The 21,333-nt window shown below is 69.7% G+C and carries 20 protein-coding genes and 2 tRNA genes; 20 read left to right on the top strand and 2 right to left on the bottom strand.

Features of this window, described 5'->3' with window-relative positions; genetic code table 11:
- Positions 1-131 precede the first annotated feature (131 nt).
- The 13 genes from ASF58_RS24620 to ASF58_RS24560 all read left to right on the top strand — a co-directional run bounded on the left by ASF58_RS24620 (position 132) and on the right by ASF58_RS24560 (position 9,772).
- Complete coding sequence (locus ASF58_RS24620; protein WP_055959181.1) at positions 132-821, top strand: hypothetical protein; 690 nt, start codon at positions 132-134, stop codon at positions 819-821.
- A gap of 44 nt (positions 822-865) precedes the next feature.
- Entirely contained in the window at positions 866-1,222 is a 357-nt protein-coding gene (locus ASF58_RS24615) for a hypothetical protein (RefSeq protein ID WP_244477481.1), read from the top strand.
- A gap of 111 nt (positions 1,223-1,333) precedes the next feature.
- The gene (locus ASF58_RS24610; RefSeq protein WP_055959178.1) at positions 1,334-1,798 is read left to right on the top strand and encodes a hypothetical protein; all 465 of its coding nucleotides are present in this window, start codon (positions 1,334-1,336) and stop codon (positions 1,796-1,798) included.
- Between the two features lie 135 nt (positions 1,799-1,933).
- The gene (locus ASF58_RS24605) at positions 1,934-2,347 is read left to right on the top strand and encodes an EF-hand domain-containing protein (RefSeq protein ID WP_055959175.1); all 414 of its coding nucleotides are present in this window, start codon (positions 1,934-1,936) and stop codon (positions 2,345-2,347) included.
- A gap of 217 nt (positions 2,348-2,564) precedes the next feature.
- The gene (locus ASF58_RS24600) at positions 2,565-3,482 is read left to right on the top strand and encodes a branched-chain amino acid ABC transporter permease (protein WP_055959172.1); all 918 of its coding nucleotides are present in this window, start codon (positions 2,565-2,567) and stop codon (positions 3,480-3,482) included.
- Between the two features lie 2 nt (positions 3,483-3,484).
- Positions 3,485-4,855, top strand: coding sequence for a high-affinity branched-chain amino acid ABC transporter permease LivM (livM, locus tag ASF58_RS24595; RefSeq protein ID WP_055959169.1), 1,371 nt, complete (start codon positions 3,485-3,487; stop codon positions 4,853-4,855).
- Between the two features lie 104 nt (positions 4,856-4,959).
- Entirely contained in the window at positions 4,960-5,784 is an 825-nt protein-coding gene (locus ASF58_RS24590; protein ID WP_244477483.1) for an ATP-binding cassette domain-containing protein, read from the top strand.
- On the top strand, positions 5,781-6,578 hold the full coding sequence (locus tag ASF58_RS24585; protein ID WP_055959163.1) for an ABC transporter ATP-binding protein: 798 nt from the start codon (positions 5,781-5,783) through the stop codon (positions 6,576-6,578). Before ASF58_RS24590 ends, ASF58_RS24585 begins: the two co-directional genes overlap by 4 nt.
- 2 nt (positions 6,579-6,580) lie before the next feature.
- On the top strand, positions 6,581-6,946 hold the full coding sequence (locus ASF58_RS24580; protein ID WP_055959160.1) for a DUF6867 family protein: 366 nt from the start codon (positions 6,581-6,583) through the stop codon (positions 6,944-6,946).
- Between the two features lie 104 nt (positions 6,947-7,050).
- Positions 7,051-8,172, top strand: a complete 1,122-nt coding sequence (locus tag ASF58_RS24575; RefSeq protein WP_103711934.1) for a branched-chain amino acid ABC transporter substrate-binding protein — start codon at positions 7,051-7,053, stop codon at positions 8,170-8,172.
- A gap of 205 nt (positions 8,173-8,377) precedes the next feature.
- Positions 8,378-8,578 carry a hypothetical protein gene (locus ASF58_RS24570; protein ID WP_055959157.1) on the top strand — a complete coding sequence of 67 codons (201 nt, stop codon included), beginning with the start codon at positions 8,378-8,380 and terminating at the stop codon, positions 8,576-8,578.
- 198 nt (positions 8,579-8,776) lie between these two features.
- Positions 8,777-8,962 (top strand): hypothetical protein, encoded by a 186-nt coding sequence (locus ASF58_RS24565; protein ID WP_055959154.1) that lies wholly within the window; start codon positions 8,777-8,779, stop codon positions 8,960-8,962.
- Between the two features lie 168 nt (positions 8,963-9,130).
- Positions 9,131-9,772 (top strand): DedA family protein, encoded by a 642-nt coding sequence (locus ASF58_RS24560; protein WP_055959151.1) that lies wholly within the window; start codon positions 9,131-9,133, stop codon positions 9,770-9,772.
- 306 nt (positions 9,773-10,078) lie between these two features.
- Here the strand turns inward: ASF58_RS24560 and ASF58_RS24555 are convergent.
- Positions 10,079-10,154: transfer RNA gene (locus tag ASF58_RS24555), tRNA-Asn, on the bottom strand.
- Between the two features lie 275 nt (positions 10,155-10,429).
- On the opposite strand from ASF58_RS24555, the gene ASF58_RS24550 reads away from it, so the two are divergent.
- From ASF58_RS24550 to rsgA, 6 genes are all read left to right on the top strand, one after another.
- Positions 10,430-10,503 (top strand) — tRNA-Cys (locus ASF58_RS24550).
- A 318-nt stretch (positions 10,504-10,821) separates the two neighbouring features.
- The gene (locus ASF58_RS24545) at positions 10,822-11,472 is read left to right on the top strand and encodes a protein-L-isoaspartate O-methyltransferase (protein WP_055959148.1); all 651 of its coding nucleotides are present in this window, start codon (positions 10,822-10,824) and stop codon (positions 11,470-11,472) included.
- A 299-nt stretch (positions 11,473-11,771) separates the two neighbouring features.
- The gene (locus ASF58_RS24540) at positions 11,772-13,139 is read left to right on the top strand and encodes a TolC family outer membrane protein (protein WP_055959145.1); all 1,368 of its coding nucleotides are present in this window, start codon (positions 11,772-11,774) and stop codon (positions 13,137-13,139) included.
- A gap of 189 nt (positions 13,140-13,328) precedes the next feature.
- Positions 13,329-13,940 (top strand): DUF2497 domain-containing protein, encoded by a 612-nt coding sequence (locus tag ASF58_RS24535; protein WP_082513301.1) that lies wholly within the window; start codon positions 13,329-13,331, stop codon positions 13,938-13,940.
- Positions 13,941-14,055: 115 nt separating this feature from the next.
- Positions 14,056-16,788, top strand: a complete 2,733-nt coding sequence (locus ASF58_RS24530; protein ID WP_055959137.1) for a valine--tRNA ligase — start codon at positions 14,056-14,058, stop codon at positions 16,786-16,788.
- 40 nt (positions 16,789-16,828) lie between these two features.
- Positions 16,829-17,827 (top strand): ribosome small subunit-dependent GTPase A, encoded by a 999-nt coding sequence (rsgA, locus tag ASF58_RS24525; RefSeq protein WP_055959134.1) that lies wholly within the window; start codon positions 16,829-16,831, stop codon positions 17,825-17,827.
- A 10-nt stretch (positions 17,828-17,837) separates the two neighbouring features.
- Here rsgA and purD read toward each other — a convergent pair whose 3' ends face one another.
- A complete protein-coding gene (gene purD / locus ASF58_RS24520; RefSeq protein ID WP_055959131.1) occupies positions 17,838-19,121 on the bottom strand; it encodes a phosphoribosylamine--glycine ligase in 1,284 nt (427 codons plus the stop codon).
- 457 nt (positions 19,122-19,578) lie between these two features.
- Between purD and xseA the strand changes: the two genes are divergently transcribed.
- The gene (gene xseA, locus ASF58_RS24510) at positions 19,579-21,291 is read left to right on the top strand and encodes an exodeoxyribonuclease VII large subunit (RefSeq protein ID WP_055959125.1); all 1,713 of its coding nucleotides are present in this window, start codon (positions 19,579-19,581) and stop codon (positions 21,289-21,291) included.
- Positions 21,292-21,333 lie beyond the last annotated feature (42 nt).

Below are 21,333 nucleotides of genomic sequence, written 5' to 3'. Positions count from 1 at the left end.
GACCGGCGCGCGGCCTACGCCGCGTCCTTTAACGGGGGCTGAACCGCGCGGTTCAGTCCGGGTTCGCGGCCCCGTCCTAGAACGGCGTCAACCCGAGAGGGCAACCGCCGAACCCGAGAAGGACAGGCACCATGACCGAGACCACCCCGAGCCCCGAAACGGCCCGGACCAGCGGGACTTTCCAGACCAGCGACAGCGCCGGTCCGGCCGTCGCCCCGACCCCGCGACGCTCGCGCCGCGCCCTCGTCGTCGGCGCCATCGCCGCGCCCCTCGCCTTCGGGGCGATCGGGCTGTCGCTCGCCCAGACCGGCACGTCGATGATGACGCCGTTGGAGCCCACCGCGATCTCCGCCCTGAAGGCCTCCGGCTCGATCGCCGCCAAGGGCGATGTCGCCGAGATCTACGGCAACAAGTTCGTGATGCAGGACGGCACCGGCAAGGCGCTGGTCGAGACCGGCCCCCAGGGGGAGGGGGCCCCCCTGGTGAAGCCCGGCGAGGCCATCACCGTGCAGGGCCGGTTCGAGAACGGCTTTCTCCACGCCATGCTGATCACCCGCGCCGACGGCAGCCGGGTCCTGGTCGGCCCCGCCGGCGGCCCGCCCCCCGGCACCCTCGACTGGGCCAAGGACCGGGTCGGCCTCGGCGCGTCGCCCGACGTACCGGCGCTGACGGCGCAGGTCGCCTCCGCCGGCTACTCCGACATCCGGGTCACCGGACGCGGCCCCCGTCACCTCGAGGTGGCCGCTCGCGGCAGCGACGGCCGCGAGCGCCAGCTCCATGTCGGCTTCGACGGGCAGGTCCGCGAGAGGCGGGTGTTCTGAGACGCCGCACGTCCACCTTCAATCAAACCCACGGGACATTGCTCATGACGAAGACCACCGCCCTCCTCAGCGCCGCCGCACTCCTCATCGCCAGCGCAGCCGTTGCCCAGCCCGCCCCGCCCCCGGGTGGCCAGCGCCCGGGACCAGAGGCCGGTGCACCGCCTCCGGGCGGCCCGCGCCGGGGCCCCGAGGCGCCGCCGCCCCCGCCGCCCGCCAAGGCCGCCCATTTCCGGCTGGAGCGGGGCGAAACCGCCCTTGATGTGAAATGCGCCGACGACGAGCCGATGAAGGCTTGCGCCGACCTGGCCCTGCAGATGCTCGACCGCCTCGCCGCGCTCCCGGACCAGCCGAAGCCCGACGCCCCCCGGCCGGACGCGCCGCCCCGGCCCGACGCGCGCTGAGTTCCAGCGCCCGATCCGAACTCGGCGGCTCGCAGAGCCCAAGCGCATCAACAAGACGCGTCGGCTCGCAGAGCCGCCGCAGCCCCTCCATCGATCCTCAGAGAGACTCTCATGCCCGAGATGCACAGCACCCACGGAACGATCTGGGCCGTGTTCGGCCATCGCCTCGCCCTCGAGGGGCCGGACGGCCGAATCCTGATCGACCTCGGCCCGGACGGCGCCACGGCGCTGGCCGGGCAGTCGGTGATCCTGAAAGTCGGCGACGCGGTCGCGGTCACCGGCGAGACCAAACCCACCGAGATCCGGGCCACCGCGATCACGGGGCCTGACGGGATCCGCCATGCCATCGTCCGACCCGGTCCCGCGGGCAAGGACGCGGCGCCGGCCGATCCGGCCACGGCCCTCGCGGCCCTCCGTCAGGCGGGTTATCAGGTGGACGGGGCGCCAGCGCGCAAGCCGAAGCACTTCGAGGTTCGCGCGCGCAAGGACGGCATCTCTTATACGGCGCACGTCACCTTCGCGGGCGTCATCCGCAAGGCGGTGACCGTAGCGGACAGTGCCGCCCGGGTCGGCTGACCCCCGATAATGGCACGATGTCGCAACCTGACCAGGGGCACGCAACGCGAGACTGCCCTGCGCAATACATCTTCCGCGCCGGTCTGGGGACGTGCTAGGCGCTCCTTCGTGATTGCCTTTCGAGGAGACTTCCGCATGTCCAATCTGTCCCGTCTCGCCGTCGTCCTGGGGGCCGCCGCCCTCGCGCTTCCCCTGGCGATCCCGGCCTCGGCCAAGGGTCCGGGCGCGTCGAAGGTGATCTCGATGGTCGACACCGACAACGATGGCACCATCGACCTCAAGGAGGCTCAGGCCGTGGCCGGCGCCCTCTTCGACAAGCTGGAATCCGACAAGGACGGCACTGTCGACGCCAAGGAGCTCCAGGGCCGCGTGAGCAAGAAGGCGCTCAAGGCCGCCGACCCGGATTCGGACGGCACCCTCGACAAGACCGAGTTCCTCGCCCTCGTCGAGGCGCGCTTCAAGGCCGCCGATCCGGACAACGACGGCACCCTCGACGCCAAGGAGCTGAAGACCCCTGCCGGCAAGGCGCTGGTCTCCCTTCTCAAGTAAGGCCGGCCGGTGCCTCGGGCACCGGCCCCCGACCCGCGTCCCGAAACGGCCCGGCGCTCCCAGCGCCGGGCCTTTCTCGTTTCAGGGCCTGGGAAAGCTCACGCTCGAATTTGCGGCAAGGATTGACCGGAGGCGGGAGTTCAGAACATTCCAGGCTGGCATGCCATTCGCACCCTGCGTTTGCCGATGGCTGCGCCGTCGAAACGAAGGCCGGTTCATGGAATTTTTCGCCCAGCAGTTCATCAACGGCCTGACGCTCGGGTCGATCTATGGGTTGATTGCCCTGGGCTACACCATGGTCTTCGGCATCATCGGGATGGTGAACTTCGCCCATGGCGACGTGTTCATGCTCTCATCTTTCATTGCCCTGATCTTCTTCCTCATCCTCACGTCCTGGCTCGGGCTGACCTCGGTCGCCCTGGTGTTCCTGATCGTGCTGGTGCTCGCCATGATCCTCACGGCCCTCTGGGGTTGGGCGATCGAGCGGGTCGCCTACCGGCCGCTGCGCGGCTCGTTCCGCCTTGCGCCGCTGATCTCGGCCATCGGCGTGTCGATCTTCCTGTCGAACTTCGTCCAGGTGGTGCAGGGCGCCCGCAACAAGCCGGTGCCGCCCCTCGTCCGCGACGTCATCGTGCTCTACCAGAACGAGCAGTACACCGTGACCCTGTCCTACAAGCAGGCGATCATCATGACGACGACGGCGCTGCTGCTCGCCGGCTTCTGGTACCTGGTGCAGCGCACCTCGTTCGGGCGCGCCCAGAGGGCCTGCGAGCAGGACCGGCGCATGGCGGCTTTGCTCGGCATCAACGTCGACCGGACGATCTCGCTGACCTTCGTGCTCGGCGCGGCGCTCGCGGCGGTGGCCGGCACCCTCTACCTCCTCTATTACGGCGTGGTCTCGTTCTCGGACGGGTTCGTGCCCGGCGTGAAGGCCTTCACGGCGGCGGTCCTCGGCGGCATCGGCTCGCTGCCCGGCGCGGTCCTCGGCGGCCTGATCATCGGCCTGATCGAGACCTTCTGGTCGGCCTACTTCTCGATCGAGTACAAGGACGTGGCCGCGTTCCTGATCCTCATCGTGGTGCTCATCTTCAAACCATCCGGCATCCTCGGACGCCCCGAAGTCGAGAAGGTCTGACCATGGCGACAGGATCGACCATCGGCGCGGTGGCCCCCACCGTCGGCCGCCGCTCCGGCGCGGCATTCGCGGAGATGCTCAAGGATTCGGCGCTCTTTGCCCTGGTGACGCTGGGCCTGAGCATTCCGGTGGTGGCCTACCGGACCGATCTCGGGCAGGGCACCGGCCTCGAACTCACCGGCCGCTGGGGCGTCGTCGCGGGCCTCTGCCTCGCGGTGTTCGTGCTGCGCCTCGGCCAGCGGCTGATCCTCGGGGAGGTCTCGCGCCGGCGCGAGGCGCACCGGATCGCCACGGCGGGGGCGCCCCCCGTGGTGGCCCGCGCGGGCCGCGTCCTGGGTCCGCTGACCCTGATCGTCGCCCTCACCCTGCCGCTGCTCGCCGCCCTCGGCTCGGGCGGCCTGTCCGAGGGGCGCTACTGGATCGATCTCGGCATCCTCATCCTCACCTACGTCATGCTCGGCTGGGGCCTGAACATCGTCGTCGGTCTCGCCGGGCTCCTCGACCTCGGCTACGTCGCCTTCTACGCGGTCGGGGCCTATTCCTACGCGCTGCTCTCCACCGGCTTCGGGCTGTCGTTCTGGATCTGCCTGCCGCTGGCGGGCCTGTTCGCCGCCGCCTTCGGCGTGCTCCTCGGCTTCCCCGTGCTGCGCCTGCGCGGCGACTACCTCGCCATCGTCACCCTGGCCTTCGGCGAGATCATCCGCCTCGTGCTGATCAACTGGGTCGATTTCTCCGGCGGCGCCGCCGGCCTCTCCTCGATCCCGCGGGCGAGTTTCTTCGGCATCCCGTTCACGGCCGGGGAGGGCGGGTTCGCCCAGACCTTCGGGCTGACCTTCAACCCGATCCACCGCATCATCTTCCTCTATTACCTGATCCTGGTGCTGGCGCTGGTCACCAACCTCGTGACCCTGCGCATGCGCCGCCTGCCGCTGGGGCGCGCCTGGGAGGCCCTGCGCGAAGACGAGATCGCCTGTCGCTCGCTCGGTATCGACACCACGATGACCAAGCTCACCGCCTTCGCGCTCGGCGCGATGTTCGCGGGCTTTGCCGGCTCGTTCTTCGCGGTGCGCCAGGGCTTCGTCTCGCCGGAGAGCTTCAACTTTCTCGAGAGCGCGATCATCCTCGCCATCGTGGTGCTCGGCGGCATGGGCAGCCAGGTCGGCGTCGCCATCGCGGCGATCGTCATGGTCGGCGCCCCGGAACTGCTGCGCAACCTGTCCTTCCTCAAGGCGGTGTTCGGCGAAGGCTTCGACCCGAACGAGTACCGCCTGCTGCTGTTCGGTCTCGCCATGGTCTGCATGATGGTCTGGCGCCCGCGCGGGCTGATCTCCGAGCGCTCGCCCTCGGTCCGCCTCGGGGGGCGCGGCGCATGACGCTCGCCACCGGAACCACCCGCCTGGCCACGCTGCAGGACGAGCCCCCGGCCGCCTCACCGGGCGGCCCTGCCGACCCGATCCTGGTGGTCGACCACCTGACCATGCGCTTCGGCGGCCTCACCGCCGTCGGCGACCTCTCTTTCAAGGTCGGGCGCGGCGACATCACGGCGCTCATCGGTCCCAACGGCGCCGGCAAGACCACGGTCTTCAACTGCATCACCGGCTTCTACAAGCCGACCGAGGGCATGATCCGCTTGTCGCAGGCCGGCGGCGAGACCTACCTGCTCGAGCGCCTGCCCGGCCACGACGTCAACCGCCTCGCCCGGGTCGCGCGCACCTTCCAGAACATCCGCCTGTTCCCGCAGATGACCGTGCTGGAGAACCTGCTGGTCGCCATGCACAAGCCCCTGATGCGGGCCTCGGGCTTCTCCCTGGCGGGCATCCTCGGCCTGCCGGTCTACCGCCGGGCACAGGAGGAGGCGATCGCCAAGGCCGCCGGCTGGATCGCGCGCATCGGCCTCACGCACCGGGCCGACGAGCCGGCGGGCGACCTGCCCTACGGCGACCAGCGCCGCCTGGAGATCGCCCGCGCCATGTGCACGGACCCGGTGCTGCTCTGCCTCGACGAGCCGGCCGCCGGCCTCAACCCGCGGGAATCGGCCGACCTCAATACCCTGCTGCGGATGATCCGGGACGAGTACGGCACCTCGGTGCTGCTCATCGAGCACGACATGTCGGTGGTGATGAAGATCTCCGACCGGATCGTGGTGCTCGACTACGGCATCAAGATCGCCGACGGCACGCCGGAGGAGATCCGCAACGACACCCGGGTGATCGCGGCCTATCTCGGCGTCGACGACGAGGAGGTGGCGGCCGTGGAAGCGGAAGTCGGTCTCGTCGGAACCTCTGCGGGAACCACAGCATGAGCGTCGCGGGCATCAACGTGCTGGTGGACGAGACCCGCGCCCGGATGGCGCAGGCGGACATGCAGACCGGCAAGGGACCGCTCCTCAGCGTGCGTGGGGTCTCGGCCTATTACGGAAGCATCCAGGCCCTGAAGGGCGTCGATGTCGATGTGCACGAGGGTGAGATCGTCGCCCTCATCGGCGCCAACGGGGCCGGCAAGTCGACCCTGATGATGACGATCTTCGGCCAGCCCCAGGCGCGCGAGGGCACCATCACCTTCGCGGGTCAGGACATCACCAAGCTGCCGACCCACGAGATCGCCCGGCTCAACCTGGCGCAGTCACCCGAGGGGCGGCGGATCTTCTCCCGCATGACGGTGCGCGAGAACCTGCAGATGGGCGCGGCCGTCAACGGGGGGAAGCATTTCGCCGAGGACCTCGAGCGGATGTGCACCCTGTTCCCGCGCCTGCGCGAGCGCATCGACCAGCGCGGCGGCACCATGTCGGGGGGCGAGCAGCAGATGCTGGCCATCGCCCGCGCGCTGATGAGCCGGCCGCGCCTGCTCATGCTCGACGAGCCCTCGCTCGGGCTGGCCCCGCTGGTGGTCAAGCAGATCTTCTCCGCCGTGCGCGAGCTCAATGCCCGCGAGGGCCTGACCGTGTTCATCGTCGAGCAGAACGCCTATCATGCCCTCAAGCTCGCGCATCGCGGCTACGTCATGGTCACGGGGGCGGTCACGATGAGCGGCACCGGCCAGGCGCTCCTCGACGACCCGCAGGTGAAGGCCGCCTACCTCGAGGGGGGATCGCACTGAGCATGGCCGACGGTTTGAGCCTCGATCTGCGCACCCTCGGGATCTTCCTCCTCATCACCGTGGCGATGGGTGGCGGTGCGGCCTGGATGACCGGCAGCGGGCTCGCCCGCGGCTGGCGCCCGTTCTGGCACTGCGCGCTGGCGCTCCTCCTCATCGCGGCGGTGACGCGCTTCCTCCACTACGCGCTGTTCGAGGAGGCGCTGCTGTCGCTGCCCGCCTACTGCATCGACGCCGCCGTCGCCCTCGCCATCGGGGCCGTGGCCTACCGCTACACCCGCACCGGACAGATGACCCGGCAATATGCCTGGCTCTACGAGCGCACCGGACCGCTGAGCTGGCGGGACCGGACGAGCGCGCCGACGCCGTGACGGCGCGGCGTTTGGACCACCCCCGCAGGGGGCCACTTCGCGTGTCATGCGCCACCACCGCCGGACGTTCCGCCCGGCGCGGCGCTTCGAGAGGGGAAACGGGCATGAAGTCATTGTTGTCGGCCGGCGTCGCGCTTGGCCTGATGCTGGCGGCGACGGCCGCCCAGGCCGAGATCAAGATCGGCGTGGTGGTCCCGGTCACCGGCCCGAACGCCGCCTTCGGCGCGCAGATCAAGACCGGCGCGCAGCAGGCCATCGCGGACATCAACAAGGCGGGCGGCGTCAACGGCGAGAAGCTCGTCATGACCGTGGGGGACGACGCCTCCGACCCGAAGCAGGGCGTGTCGGTGGCCAACAAGTTCGCCTCGGAGGGCGTTAAGGCCGTCATCGGCGCCTTCAATTCCGGCGTCTCGATCCCGGTCTCGGACGTGCTCCAGGAAGCCGGGATCGTCGAGGTCAGCCCGGCTTCCACGGCGATCAAGTACACCGAGCGCGGCAACTGGAACACCTTCCGCACCTGCGGCCGCGACGACCAGCAGGGCGCGGTGGCGGGCGCCTACCTCGCCGACAAGTTCAAGGGCAAGAAGATCGCCTTCGTCCATGACAAGACCCCCTACGGCAAGGGCCTGGCCGACGAGACGCTGAAGGCCCTGAAGGCCAAGGGCGCCACCAACGTGCTCTTCGAGGGCATCAACCCGGGCGAGAAGGACTTCTCGGCCCTGGTTTCGAAGCTGAAGCAGGCCAATGTCGACGTGGTCTATTTCGGCGGCCTCTACACCGAGGCTGGCCTGCTGATCCGCCAGATGCGCGACCAGAGCCTGCAGGCGCCGCTGATGGGCGGCGATGGCATCGCCGATCGCGAGTTCGCCCAAGTGGCGGGCCCGGGCTCGGACGGCACCCTGATGACGTTCTCGCCGGATGCCCGCAAGAACCCGAAGTCGAAGGCAACCGTCGACGCCTTCAAGGCGATGAACTTCGACCCCGAGGGCTACACCCTCTACTCCTACGCCGCCATGCAGATTCTCGCCGACGCGATGAAGGCGACGAAGTCCACCGACGGCCAGAAGGTCGCCGCCTACATGCATGAGGGCAAGCCCTTCAACACGGTGATCGGCGACATCTCCTACGACAAGAAGGGTGACATCACCCGCCCTGACTACGTGATGTACATGTGGAAGAAGGGCGCCGACGGCTCGATCAACTACGCCGGCAACGAGCAGCCATAGGCATCGCGCGCGCCGTCGCCGATCGGGGCCGGGGGAGCGATTCCCCGGCCATTTTCGTGCGCGGCCGCGAAGACTCCGGCCCCGGGCGCGACGAACCTGCACACCCGCTCAACCGGGAACAGCGCCCGGTCCGTTCCGTTGGTCGAGGCGTATCGCGGGGCGGTTCTCAGCGCCCGCGATAAAGCCCACATCGGCGGGAGCAGACATGTCCAACAAGCACCTGAAGACCGACGTCCCGAGCGACGCCGACCTCAAGGGTAACCCGGGGATCGGCCAATCGAAGGGCATGACCGGGCACGACCCGAACGATGTCGCGGCGGACTCCACCGTCGAGGGCGATGTCGACAACGAAACCACGCCGGAAGGCGGGGTCGATCCGGACCATCGTCCACGCAAGAACGCCTGACCAATCCGGGACGGAGGCTCCCAGGCCTCCGCAACCAGGCGACATCCCGACGCCGGCGCGATGACTGTGGAGCGGCAGGTCTCCCAGTCACCGCATGCCAGACCTGTCCTCCTCGAAGCCTCGCGGGGTTATCGGGCCGATCCGGTTCCGGTACCCCAAGCTGTGCCGTAAGACGGGCACGCCCTGTTAGGAGCCTGGATGACCCAAGACGTGCAGCACGATCGCTCTGCCGCGCCGCTCGCAACCGTCTCCGACGAGATCCACCCCTCCCGATTGCAAGGTCCGGAGCACCCGGGCGACGACGCTTCGGAGCGCACACCCGATACGCTGCCAGCCTCGACGTTCGAGAGCGACAGTTTCGAGGGCTTCGGCTCCTTCAGCTGATCCCTGAACAGAGAGCGCCCCGCTTCCGGCGACGGCCCGGCAGCAGGGCGTTGCGGCACCGCGGACCGGCGGCGCCCCCATCGCCCGGCACGGCTCAGCCACAGACGAGCCCCGTTCCCGCCATGTTCGCCCGCTCTGTGTCGCGGAAGTGCTGACACGGGAACGCTGATGTCCTTCCTCACGAACCTGCCCATCGCCGACCTGATCGCCAGCTACGGCTACATCGCGGTCTTCGTCGTCATCGCCCTGGAAAGCGCGGGCGTCCCGCTACCGGGCGAGACGATCCTGATTTCGTCGGCCGTCTATGCCGGCAGCACCGGCCAGTTGAACATCGGCCTGATCATCGTGGCCGCCGCGGCCGCCGCGATCCTGGGCGACAATCTCGGTTACTGGGTCGGCCGCCGCTGGGGCATGCCGCTCCTGCTGCGCTACGGCCACCTGATCGCCCTGGATCACGGCCGCCTCAAGCTCGGGCAGTACCTCTTTCGCGAGCATGGCGGAAAGATCGTGTTCTTCGGTCGCTTCACCGCGATGCTGCGCGCCTATGCGGCCGTCCTCGCGGGCGTGAACAAGCTCGATGCGCGCCGCTTCCTGATCTTCAACGGCCTCGGCGGCATCGCCTGGGCAACGATCATGGGCCTGGGCTCGTATTACTGCGGTCGCTCGATCGAGCACATCGCCGGCCCCGTCGGCCTGGCGCTCCTCGCGGTGGTGGTCTTCGGGGGCCTCGCTCTGTGGCTGTTCGTGCGCAAGCACGAGAGCCGGCTCCTCGCCGAGGCCGAGAGCGCCATTCCCGGGCCGCTGGCCTGACCGCTCGCCTCGTTCGGGGATCCCTGCCAGAACCCGCCGCCCACGAGGTCGGCGGGTTTCTTCATTCCGGTCATCGGCCAGCCGACCCGGAGGAAATGCCTCCCGAAGCGAACTTCGGGCGATCGCGGGGCACACGATCTCGGACCAGGAGGGGCGATTAGCCGGGGCTCAAAAACCAAAGCCGCCTGGGACTGGGCGCTGGACCGATGGGCCGGCCCTACCGCTCATGCCGGCTCATTCCGAGCCCAGCGAGATCTACACAAACGATGAAGGTTTGCAGACCACAGAGAGATCTTGAAAGAAGAGTGGCTCCCCGAGCAGGACTCGAACCTGCGACAAAGCGATTAACAGTCGCTTGCTCTACCAACTGAGCTATCGGGGACCGCGATCGGGGGTCTACACAGCGCTTCGCCGAGACGCAAGAGTGTCCGAGCCGGTGATTTGACGATTCCGTCACATTTTTTGGACCGGTGCCTCTGCGGAGGCATCGTGCCCGTCGAGCGCGTCCGAGACGCGGAGCACGCGCCTCCATCCTTTTTTCCGAGATCGCCCAAAGGCCGTTGCCCTTTCGCATGGGGCTCTGCTAGAGACCGCTCTCCCCGAGCCGGCCGCCCGGACGGGGGTCGCCGAACGAGCCCCTCGGGGCGGTGCGACAGAGGCCTCGTGGCGGAGTGGTTACGCAGAGGACTGCAAATCCTTGTACGGGGGTTCGATTCCCTCCGAGGCCTCCAACTTTCTGATTGCCGGCTTGGCCGGCGCCCCATTTCGTGAGCGAGATCCTGCCGGTACCGGTGCCCCACGTCGTTGGCGCGCCAAGTCGTTGGCATGCTGGGGTCGTTGGCGCGCTGGGCGCGCTGGATAAGACCAGAGCCGTCGCCTGGACCGATGCCCGGGAGACCTGCGCTTGCCTGTCAGCGGGGTGCCTCCGGGAACCTTGCGTTTTCGCCATCGATCCACGACAACCCGCAAGCTTCGGCGTGGCCGCCCGGCCGCCCGGAAGGACAGAGCGGCGCCCGGCGCCGGCCCAGGGTCGAGGGAAGACGGCATCCATGCTCGATTACGCGCAGGCACGACGCCTCATGGTCGATTGTCAGTTGCGGACCTTCGACGTGAACGACGTCCCGGTCCTCGACGCTTTCGGTGAGGTCGCCCGCGAGCGCTTCGTGCCGGCGGGCCGTGAGGACTTCGCGTATATCGACCAGTCCCTGCGGCTCGGCCGGCCGGGCCGCGCCATGCCGGCGCCGATGCTCCTGGCTCGCATGATCCAGGCCCTGGCGATCCAGCCGGGCGACGCCGCCCTCGATCTGGGCACGGGCTACGGCTACGGCGCCGCGATCCTGGCCCGTCTGGGCGCCGAAGTTGTCGCCCTCGAATCCGACACCGACCTTGCGGCGGGGGCCCGCGAGCGCCTGACCGGCCTCGACCGCCTTACGGTCGTCGAGGGACCGCTCGAGGCCGGCGCCCCGCAGGGCGCACCGTACGATGCGATCCTGGTGAACGGCCGGGTGGAGACGCGCCCGCAATCCATCCTGGACCAGCTGGCGGATGGCGGTCGCCTCGTCTGCGTGATCGGCCGGGACCGGGCCGCGAAGGCGACCCTGTTCGTCCGAGCCGGCGACGCCTTCGGTGCGCGCCCCCTCTTCGATGCCGCTCTCCCGCCCCTGGGCGCCTTCGCGGACGCGGTCGACTTCGCGTTCTGACGGCCTCCGCGCCGGGAAATGGACCGCTTCCGCATCGTCGGCACCCTGGAACGGAGCCTGGTTCAGGTCACCGAACGCACCGGACTTAGCCCGAAAGGAGTGTCGCTTTTTTGCGGCACCCCTCCTTGATTCACGCAATGCACAGCAAGCGGCCGGTGCTCTGCCGGCCAAGGTCGGGTAGTCTCCGCATCGAGGCGGGCAACCCGGTATCGCGCTCAGGCGCGGCGGCCTTCTGCGAGGCCGTCCGGTTCATCGAGAAACCGCAAGGGCTGATGAGCGTGAGAGATTCGAAACCTGCGATGCGCACGAGGCTTCGGCCTGCCGGCCTCGCCGTATTGGCGGTTGCCCTGGCAAGCCCGGCCGGCGCCGAGACGCTGGAGAGCGCGCTCTCGCGGGCGTATGCCGCCAATCCGACTTTGAATTCCGGCCGCGCCAGCGTGCGCGCCACCGACGAGAACGTAGCGCAGGCGAAATCGGGTTACCGGCCCACCGTCAGCCTCGATGCCGATATCGGCCTGACGCAGACGGACGGCCAAGTCTCGCGGGTTCGCCTCAACCAAGTCACGAGGCCCGGTGGGGCGGGCCTCACCGTCAACCAGACCTTGTTCAACGGCTTTCGCACCGACAACCAGACCCGGCAGGCGGAATCCGACGTGCTTCGTGTCCGGGAGGCGCTGCGCGCCACCGAGATGAACACGCTGTTCAACGCTGCCCAGTCCTACATGTCGGTCCTGAGCGACACGGCAAACCTGGAGCTGCGCCGGAACAACGTCGAGGTGCTCGAGGAGCAGCTTCGCCAGACCCGCGACCGCTTCAACGTCGGTGAGGTGACCCGCACTGACGTCGCCCAGGCCGAGGCCCGCCTCGCCGGCGCCCGCTCCGACGTCAGCGGCGCCGAGGCGACCCTGCGCGCCAGCATCGGCACCTACCGCCGCTACATCGGCGTCGAACCGCGCCAGCTCGCGCCGGGCCGGCCCCTCGACCGCTACGTTCCGGGCAGCCTCGATGCCGCGGTCAATATCGGCCTCAAGGAGCACCCGCAGATTCTGTCGTCCCTGCACCTCGTCGATGTGGCCGAGGCCCAGGTGAAGGTTCTGGAAGGCGCATTGTATCCGACCGCCGGCCTGCAGGGCTCGGTCCAGCAGCGCTTCGACAGCCAGTTCCCGGGCGACAACGCCGTCAGCGCCTCGATCGTCGGGCGCCTGACGATCCCCCTCTACGAGGGCGGCCAGACCTATTCGCAGATCCGCCAGGCCAAGGAGACGGTCGGCCAGCGCCGGCTCGATGCCGAGGACACACGGGATCAGGTCCGCTCGGCCATCGTGACGGCCTGGGGCCAGCTCGAGGCCTCCAAGGCACAGGTCATCGCCTCCCAGGCGCAGGTGCAAGCCAACGAGGTGGCGCTGAACGGTGTGCGCGAGGAAGCCCGCGTGGGCCAGCGCACCACCCTCGACGTCCTGAACGCGCAGCAGGAGTTGCTGAACGCCCGCACCAACCTGATCGTCGCCCAGCGCAACCGGGTGATCTTCTCCTACGGCGTCGTCCAGGCGATCGGCCGCCTGACGGTGCGCTTCACGGCGCTGCCGGTGGCGGTCTACAGCCCGAAGGAACACTTCGATCAGGTCAAGGACCTCTGGTACGGCGTCCGCACGCCCGACGGCCGCTGAGGTTCGGCGGCCGCGCGGTCGCCGAAGTGCGAGCTGCGCGGTCCCGGACGGCTCAGCCCCGCCCGGGAGGCTCACGGCGGCGCGAGCTTATCCCGCGCCGTGCAGCGGCCAGCGCTTGTGTCGGGGCGGGAGCGTGAAATACTCGCTGCACGTCGCAACCGTTTCCCCCAGATCCTGAGCATCGTCCGGATGAGTGCAGCGAGCCCCAAGGTGTCGGACAAGGCGCAGGAACCCTCCATGGAGGAGATCCTGGCGTCGATCCGGCGCATCATCGCCGACGATCAGATCGCCAAGGCCGAGGTTGTTCCGCCGCGGGCCCCCGCGCCGATGCCCGAGAACGACGATGTGCTGGACCTCGCCGAGGTCGCCCAGCCCGTCCGCAAGCCCATCCCCCTCGACGAGCCCGAGATCGCGTTCCGAAAAGAGCCGATCGAGGACGGACAGATCGACTTCGATGCGATCTCCTTCGACGATGATGAGCCGGACTTGGAGCCGCTGCCGCCGCTCCGTGCCGCGCCCCCCATCGAGCCGCCGCGTCCGGTCCCTCAGCCCGCATCGCGCGAGCCGGAGCCCGAGCCGACGCCCACCGAGCGCCTGACCTCGGCCGTCACGGATGCGAGCGTTGCCCAGGCCTTCCACATGCTCTCGAACACGGTCATGAGCAGCCAGGCCCGCACCCTGGAAGACCTCGTGCAGGATATGCTCCGCCCCATGCTGAAGGGCTGGCTCGACGAGAACCTGCCCGGCATGGTCGAGCGCCTGGTTCGCGCCGAGATCGAGCGCGTTGCCCGGGGCCGTTGAGGCCTGAGCGCGATCGCATGGCCGAATCGCGGGGCTCGCGTGTTGACGCAGGGTGCCCGACGGGTTGAAAGCGAACCAACCTCCGCTTTCCCCGATCAGTGACCCGACCCCGCCCATGATGGACAAGACCTTCGATCCCGCCGCCGTCGAGGCGCGCATCGCCGCCGCCTGGGAATCGGGCGAGGCCTTCAAGGCTGGGCGCCCCGAGCGGGCCGGGGCGAAACCCTTCACCATGGTGATCCCGCCGCCGAACGTGACCGGCAGCCTCCACATGGGCCACGCCCTCAACAACACGCTGCAGGACATCCTCTGCCGCTTCGAGCGCATGCGCGGCCGCGACGCGCTCTGGCAGCCGGGGACCGACCATGCCGGCATCGCCACCCAGATGGTGGTGGAGCGTCGGCTCGCCGAGGCGAAGGAGCCGGGCCGGCGGGAGATCGGCCGCGCGGCGTTCGTCGAGAAAGTCTGGGCCTGGAAGGCGGAATCGGGCGGTGCGATCGTCAACCAGCTGAAGCGCCTGGGCGCTTCCTGTGATTGGTCGCGCGAGCGCTTCACCATGGGTGTCTCGGGCGCGCCGGACGACCAGATGGTCCGTGCCGTCACCCGCACCTTCGTCGACCTCCACGCCCAGGGCCTGATCTACCGCGACAAGCGCCTGGTGAATTGGGATCCGAAGTTCCAGACCGCGATCTCCGACCTCGAAGTCCTGCAGGTCGAGGTGAAGGGCCATCTCTGGCACTTCGACTACCCGGTCGTCGACGCGGCCGGCGCCGAGACCGGCGAGATCATCACGGTAGCCACGACCCGGCCCGAGACCATGCTGGGCGACACCGCGGTCGCGGTCCATCCCGAGGATGAGCGCTACACCCACCTCGTCGGCAAGCGCGTGCGCCTGCCCTTGGTCGGGCGCCTGATCCCGATCATCGCGGACAGCTATTCCGATCCGGAGAAGGGCACCGGCGCCGTCAAGATCACGCCCGCGCACGACTTCAACGACTTCGAGGTGGGCCGGCGCGCCGGCTGCACGCCAATCAACATCCTGGATTCGGAAGCCCGCATAAGTCTCGACGGCAACGCCGCTTTCCTGGCGGACGCGGACCCCGAGCCGGAGGCCCTGACCCTGCACGGCCTCGACCGTTTCGAGGCGCGCCGACGCGTCGTCGCTCTGATGGAGGCGCGCGAGCGCCTACGGCTCACCGAGCCGAACACCCACGCGGTTCCGCACGGCGACCGCTCGAACGTCGTCATCGAACCCTATCTCACGGACCAGTGGTACGTGAATGTGAAGCCCTTGGCCGAGCGCGCCCTGCAGGCGGTGCGCGATGGCAAAACCCGTTTCGTGCCCGAGAATTACGAGCGGACCTTCTTCCAATGGCTTGAGAACATCGAGCCCTGGTGCATCTCGCGCCAGCTCTGGTGGGGCCACCAGATCCCGGTCTGGTACGACGAGGTGGGCGGCATCTACGTGGCGATGAGCGAGGCGGAGGCACAGGGCCAGGCCGATGCGAAGCGCGGGGCGCCCGTGGCCCTCAGCCGGGACGAGGACGTCCTCGACACCTGGTTCTCCTCCGCCCTGTGGCCGTTCTCGACGCTGGGCTGGCCGGAGGAAACCCCGGAACTCGCGCGCTACTACCCGACCGACACGCTGGTGACCGGCAAAGACATCATCTTCTTCTGGGTCGCCCGGATGATGATGCTGGGGCTCCACGTCACCGACCGGGTCCCGTTCTCGACGGTCTATCTGCACACGCTGGTGCGCGACGCCTCCGGCGCCAAGATGTCGAAATCGAAGGGCAACGTCGTCGATCCGCTCGGACTCATCGACCAGTACGGGGCCGATGCCCTGCGCTTCACCCTCGCGGCCATGGCGGCCCAGGGACGGGACATCAAGCTCGCGGTGAACCGGGTCGAGGGCTACCGTAACTTCGCGACGAAGCTCTGGAACGCCTCGCGCTTCGCCGAGATGAACGGCTGCACCCTGCGGACCGACTACCGGCCGGAGGGCGCCCGCGAGACCCTGAACCGCTGGGCCTTGGGCGAGGCCGCCCGGGCCGTTGCCGAGGTTACGGCGGCGCTCGATGCTTACCGCTTCAACGACGCGGCCGCGGCGGCTTACCGCTTCGTCTGGAACATCTTCTGCGACTGGTACCTGGAACTGGCGAAGCCCGTACTCCAGGGGGAAGGTGTCGAGGCCGCCGCCAAGGCCGAGACGCAGGCCACCGTGGCTTTCCTGATCGACCAGATCGCCAAGCTCCTGCACCCGTTCATGCCGTTCCTCACGGAAGAACTCTGGGCGATCAAGGGCGAGGGCCTACCGGAACGGGGCCTGCTCGCCCTGGCACCCTGGCCGGACCTCGCCGCTCTGAACGATTCAGACTCGGAGGCCGAGATCGGCTGGCTCGTCGACCTCGTCTCGGAGATCCGCTCGGCCCGCTCGGAGACCAGCGTGCCGGCGGCCGCGCAGATCCCCCTCGTGGTGGTCGGCGCCGATGCGGACCTGCGGGCCCGTGCGACCCGCTGGGGCGACACCCTGGTTCGGCTGGCGCGGCTCTCCGAGATCCGCTTCGAGGCGGCCGCGCCGAAGAACTCGGTGCAGCTCCTGGTGCGCGGCTCGGTGGCGGCCCTGCCGCTGGAGGGCATCGTCGACCTCGCCGCCGAGGTCGCCCGCCTGAAGAAGGAAGCGGCGAAGGCCGGTGCCGAGATCGCCAAGATCGAGGGCAAGCTGGGCAATGCCGACTTCCTCGCACGGGCCCCCGACGAGGTCGTGGACGAGCAGCGCGAGCGTCGCGATGCAGAGGCCGCCCGCCTGGAGAAGATCACGGAGGCGCTGGCGCGGCTCGCCGCTTGAGCGGGCCACGAGCCTTCGGCACGCGGCCGGGTCGCACGCCGTGACGGTCGCCCACACCCTGGCCGAACTCGGCTGGTCCGCCTTCTTCGCGGACCAGTGCCGGCCCGACGAGGCGGACCTCGTGCCCCAGCGCGTCGCGACCGTGCACCGCGCCCGCATGGGTGCGCTCGCGGAGGCGGGACCGGTCAAGCTGATGCTGCCGGTCCACGCCAACACCGGCGACTACGCGGTGGGCGACTGGGTCCTGGTCGAGGCCGGGACCCAGATGCTGCGCCGACGCCTGGATCGCCGCACCGTTCTGGAGCGGCGGCGGGAAGGCAGCGTCGCCCCGCAGCTCGCGGCGGCCAATGTCGACACCCTCTTCATCGTCACCTCCTGCAACGCGGACTTCAATCTGACGCGGCTGGAGCGCTACCTTGCCTTAGCCAACCAGGGCGGCGCCGAACCGGTCATCGTCCTGACCAAGGCGGACGCGGCGGTGGATGCGGAGCGCTACCGGCGCGAGGCCGGGGCGCTGCAGCGCGACCTCGCCGTCACATTGGTGAATCCCAGGGAGTCCGGGGCAGCGACGCAGCTCGGTCCCTGGTGCGGCCCCGGTCGCACCGTGGCGGTGGTCGGCTCCTCGGGGGTCGGCAAGTCGACCCTGGTGAACACCTTGGCGGGCCCAAGCCACGCGGCGCCTCAGGCGACGGGAGGCATCCGGGAGCACGATGCGAAGGGCCGGCACACCACGACGAGCCGATCGCTCCACGCCATCGCGGGCGGCGGCTGGGTGATCGACACGCCCGGAATCCGCTCGCTTCAGCTCGGAGATGCGGCCGAGGGGATCGACACCCTGTTCGCAGAGATCACCGAACTCGCCCCCGAGTGCCGCTTCCGCGACTGCACCCATGCCCACGAGCCGGGCTGCGCCGTGCAGGCTGCCGTCGCCGAGGGCCGACTCGACGCGGAGCGGGTGGCGCGCTGGCGCATCCTGCGGGCCGAGAACCGGGGGAACACGGTGGTGCCCACCGGTCCCCGCGGCAACAAGCGGCGCTGACAGTCTGGCGTCAGATCCCGCCGCCCGCGACCTCGCGGGCGACGGCGCGGCGGCCGATATCGCGGCGGCAGAAACCCTCCGGCCAGTCGATCCGGGCCACCGCCGCATAGGCGCGCGCCTGGGCCTCCATCATGCTCTCGCCCAGGGCCGTGACGGCGAGCACCCGGCCCCCGTCGGCGAGCAGGCGTCCGCCCTCGGCGCGGGTGCCGGCCTGGAACACCAGAACCTCGTCGCTCACGCCCGCGGCCTCGACGCCGCGGATCTCCGAACCGCGCAGCACCGCTCCAGGATAGCCGGCCGCCGCCATGACCACGGTGAGCGCGGCGCGCCGCTCGTCGAATTCTAGGCTGATCCCGGACACGTCGCCCTCGCAGGCCGCCAGCAGGGCCGGCACGAGGTCGGACGCGATGCGCGGCATCAGCACCTGGGCCTCCGGGTCGCCGAAGCGGGTGTTGTACTCGATGAGCTTCGGCCCGTCGGCAGTGAGCATCAGCCCGGCATAGAGGATGCCGGTGAAGGGGATGCCCCGCGCACGCATGCCGTCGAGGGTCGGGGCGATGATGGTCTCCATCACCGCGCGCTCCAGGGCCGGGGTCAGGATGGTCGCCGGAGAGTAAGCGCCCATGCCGCCCGTGTTGGGGCCGCGGTCGCCGTCGAAGACCCGCTTGTGGTCCTGGGCCGTGCCTACCGGGACCGCGCGGGTGCCGTCGCACAGGGCGAAGAAGCTCGCTTCCTCTCCGAACAGGCACTCCTCGATGACGATCTCGGCGCCGGGCTCCTCGAACAGAGCTCGCACGGCGTTCTCCGCCTGCTCGTGGGTCTCGGCCACGACCACGCCCTTGCCGGCAGCGAGCCCATCGGCCTTCACCACGATGGGGGCCCCCTGCGCGGCCAAGTAGGCCAGGGCGGGTTCGAGGGCCTGGAACCGAGCGAAGGCGGCGGTGGGAATGCCGACCGCGGCGCACAGGTCCTTGGTGAAGCCCTTGGAGCCCTCAAGCTGGGCGGCGGCCTTCGTCGGGCCGAACACCCGGACGCCCGCGGCCTGCAGGTCGTCGACCAGGCCCGCCACCAAGGGCGCCTCGGGACCGACCACCACGAGCCCGATGCGTTCGCCCGAACAGAAGGTCCGTACCGCGGCATGGTCGGACACGTCGAGCTCGGGGCGGTTCTCGCCGAAGGCGGCCGTGCCGGGATTGCCCGGTGCGGTGAACAGGCGGGTGCAGAGCGGACTCTTGGCGATGGCGTAGGCGAGGGCGTGCTCGCGCCCGCCCGAACCGATGAGGAGGATGTTCATGAGCGGTGATGTTCCCCAAAAGCCGCTCGTTGAAAAGTCCGATTCGAAGCCGATACGCGCGCTGTGCACGGGAAGCGGTCGGCGAACCGGGTCCGGCTTTCTTGGGTTCTCGTACTTTCCGCGTGGAACGAACCACTTCGGACGACGTTGTGAGGGTTATGCCAGGCTGTCGCAAATCCGTTCCGTTTTTGGTGGCGCCGACTCCCCTCCGGAGCGTCAGCCTCTCCCACTACGTGACGCACGGCCGCGTGCCTGTTCGCGCCTGCAACGACAACGGCAACCTCCACAATCTCCCGATCTGGCGCATGGCTCTCGCGATCTGCGCCGTGCCCGTGGCGTCTGCACTGGTCATCCTCTCCATCCTAATGTGATGCCTGATGTGATGCGACGGGTGTGACCCGGGGCGGCACGGTCAATCCCTTTACCTGGTGCGACGCTGGCCCTAGCGTCCGCCGCCATGGCCGTTCCTCCCCCACCCGCCAAAGCCGCCGCCGTACCCGGGCCCGTTTCCAACGTGCCGGAATGGTCCGTCGGAGACCTCGCCTCCGCGCTGAAACGGACGCTGGAGGATGCCTTCGGCCACGTTCGCCTGCGGGGCGAGATTTCAGGCTTTCGTGGCCAGCACAGCTCCGGTCACGCCTACTTCTCGCTCAAGGACGGCAGCGCGCGGATCGATGCGGTGGTCTGGAAGGGCACCTTCAACCGCCTGCGCCAGCGTCCTCAGGAAGGGCTCGAGGTGGTCGCCACCGGGCGGATCACGACCTTTCCGGGCAAATCCTCGTACCAGATCGTCATCGAGACCCTGGAGCCCGCCGGCATCGGGGCCTGGATGGCCCTGCTGGAAGAGCGCAAGCGCGTGCTCGCCGCCGAGGGCCTGTTCGCGGCCGAGCGCAAGCGGCCGATCCCGTACCTGCCCCGCGTCGTCGGCGTGGTGACCTCGCCGACCGGCGCCGTCATCCGCGACATCCTGCATCGGCTCGAGGACCGCTTCGCCCGGCCCGTCCTGGTCTGGCCGGTGCGGGTCCAGGGGGAGGGGGCGGCCGAGGAGATCGCTGCGGCGATCCGGGGCTTCAATGCGCTGGCGCCCGGCGGCGCGATTGCGCGGCCCGACGTGCTCATCGTGGCGCGCGGCGGCGGCTCCATCGAGGATCTCTGGGCCTTCAACGAGGAATGCGTGGTACGCGCGGCCGCGGACTCGACGATCTCGCTGATCTCCGCGGTGGGCCATGAGACCGACACCACCCTGATCGACTTCGTCTCCGACCGGCGAGCCCCGACCCCCACGGGGGCCGCCGAGATGGCCGTTCCGGTGCGGGCCGACCTCGTCGCCGAGGTGTCCGATCTCGCACGGCGCCAGCGTGAGGCGGTCCAGCGCCGTCTCGACCGGGAGCGCAGCGACCTGCGCGCCCTGGTGCGGGCGATGCCGGACGTCGACGCCTTCCTGGCGGCCAAGCGCCAGCGCCTCGACCTCGCCGAGGCGAGGCTCGGCCCGGCTCTGGCCGGCAACGCCCGGGTGTTCCGGCTGCGCGTCTCGCGCCTCGTCGAGCGCTTCGCCGGACATCCGCCGACCCTGGCCCTGGCCCAGGCGCGCGGACGGGTCGCCCGCATCGGCGACCGTCCCGGCGCGGCCCTGCGCCACGACATGGCGCGCAAGGGGGAGGGGCTGACCTATCTCGGCCGCCGCCTCGTGATCGCCCGGGAGGGGACGGTGAGCCGCGCACGGGCGGAGCAGGTGCGCAGCCGCGATCGCCTCGACGCCCTGCAGACGCGGCTGGTCCGGGCCGGCGTCCGTCTGACGGAGCGCCGCGCCGACCGGCTCGCCGGGCTCTCCGGCCTGCTCGGGTCCCTGAGCTACCGCGCCGTGCTGGCCCGCGGCTACGCCCTGGTCCGGGATGCCGACGGGCGGGCGATCCGCGCCGCGGCCCAGGTCGCGCCGCACATGACCCTGGAATTCACGGACGGTTTCGTCGAGGTCGCGCCGCGCGACGCCCCGGCGGATGGGGCCAGCCCGACCGGCGAGGCGACGCCCCCCCCGGAGACCGCGCGGAAGCGGACACCCCCGAAAAAGACCGCCCCGAAAAACACCGCCCCGACGACGGCCGCCCGGACGGCGCAGCCGCCGGACATGCCCGCGCCCGCGGCCCGGCAGGGAAGCCTGTTCGACCTCTGAGGAGCGGTTGCCCGGCGGCGATGCCTGTGCACCGTGCCGTGC

The organism is Methylobacterium sp. Leaf125, from assembly GCF_001423085.1.
Classification (GTDB): Bacteria; Pseudomonadota; Alphaproteobacteria; order Rhizobiales; family Beijerinckiaceae; genus Methylobacterium.
The sequence above is the reverse complement of the archived record's forward strand: the minus strand, read 5'-3'. Positions and strand labels throughout refer to the sequence as shown.

Bases quoted from the DNA above. Each gene is read 5' to 3' on its own strand.
- ASF58_RS24620 (WP_055959181.1), top strand. From the start codon at position 132: ATGACCGAGACCACCCCGAGCCCCGAAACGGCCCGGACCAGCGGGACT.
- ASF58_RS24615 (WP_244477481.1), top strand. From the start codon at position 866: ATGACGAAGACCACCGCCCTCCTCAGCGCCGCCGCACTCCTCATCGCC.
- ASF58_RS24610 (WP_055959178.1), top strand. From the start codon at position 1,334: ATGCCCGAGATGCACAGCACCCACGGAACGATCTGGGCCGTGTTCGGC.
- ASF58_RS24605 (WP_055959175.1), top strand. From the start codon at position 1,934: ATGTCCAATCTGTCCCGTCTCGCCGTCGTCCTGGGGGCCGCCGCCCTC.
- ASF58_RS24600 (WP_055959172.1), top strand. From the start codon at position 2,565: ATGGAATTTTTCGCCCAGCAGTTCATCAACGGCCTGACGCTCGGGTCG.
- livM (WP_055959169.1), top strand. From the start codon at position 3,485: ATGGCGACAGGATCGACCATCGGCGCGGTGGCCCCCACCGTCGGCCGC.
- ASF58_RS24590 (WP_244477483.1), top strand. From the start codon at position 4,960: ATGCGCTTCGGCGGCCTCACCGCCGTCGGCGACCTCTCTTTCAAGGTC.
- ASF58_RS24585 (WP_055959163.1), top strand. From the start codon at position 5,781: ATGAGCGTCGCGGGCATCAACGTGCTGGTGGACGAGACCCGCGCCCGG.
- ASF58_RS24580 (WP_055959160.1), top strand. From the start codon at position 6,581: ATGGCCGACGGTTTGAGCCTCGATCTGCGCACCCTCGGGATCTTCCTC.
- ASF58_RS24575 (WP_103711934.1), top strand. From the start codon at position 7,051: ATGAAGTCATTGTTGTCGGCCGGCGTCGCGCTTGGCCTGATGCTGGCG.
- ASF58_RS24570 (WP_055959157.1), top strand. From the start codon at position 8,378: ATGTCCAACAAGCACCTGAAGACCGACGTCCCGAGCGACGCCGACCTC.
- ASF58_RS24565 (WP_055959154.1), top strand. From the start codon at position 8,777: ATGACCCAAGACGTGCAGCACGATCGCTCTGCCGCGCCGCTCGCAACC.
- ASF58_RS24560 (WP_055959151.1), top strand. From the start codon at position 9,131: ATGTCCTTCCTCACGAACCTGCCCATCGCCGACCTGATCGCCAGCTAC.
- ASF58_RS24545 (WP_055959148.1), top strand. From the start codon at position 10,822: ATGCTCGATTACGCGCAGGCACGACGCCTCATGGTCGATTGTCAGTTG.
- ASF58_RS24540 (WP_055959145.1), top strand. From the start codon at position 11,772: ATGCGCACGAGGCTTCGGCCTGCCGGCCTCGCCGTATTGGCGGTTGCC.
- ASF58_RS24535 (WP_082513301.1), top strand. From the start codon at position 13,329: ATGAGTGCAGCGAGCCCCAAGGTGTCGGACAAGGCGCAGGAACCCTCC.
- ASF58_RS24530 (WP_055959137.1), top strand. From the start codon at position 14,056: ATGATGGACAAGACCTTCGATCCCGCCGCCGTCGAGGCGCGCATCGCC.
- purD (WP_055959131.1), bottom strand. From the start codon at position 19,121: ATGAACATCCTCCTCATCGGTTCGGGCGGGCGCGAGCACGCCCTCGCC.
- xseA (WP_055959125.1), top strand. From the start codon at position 19,579: ATGGCCGTTCCTCCCCCACCCGCCAAAGCCGCCGCCGTACCCGGGCCC.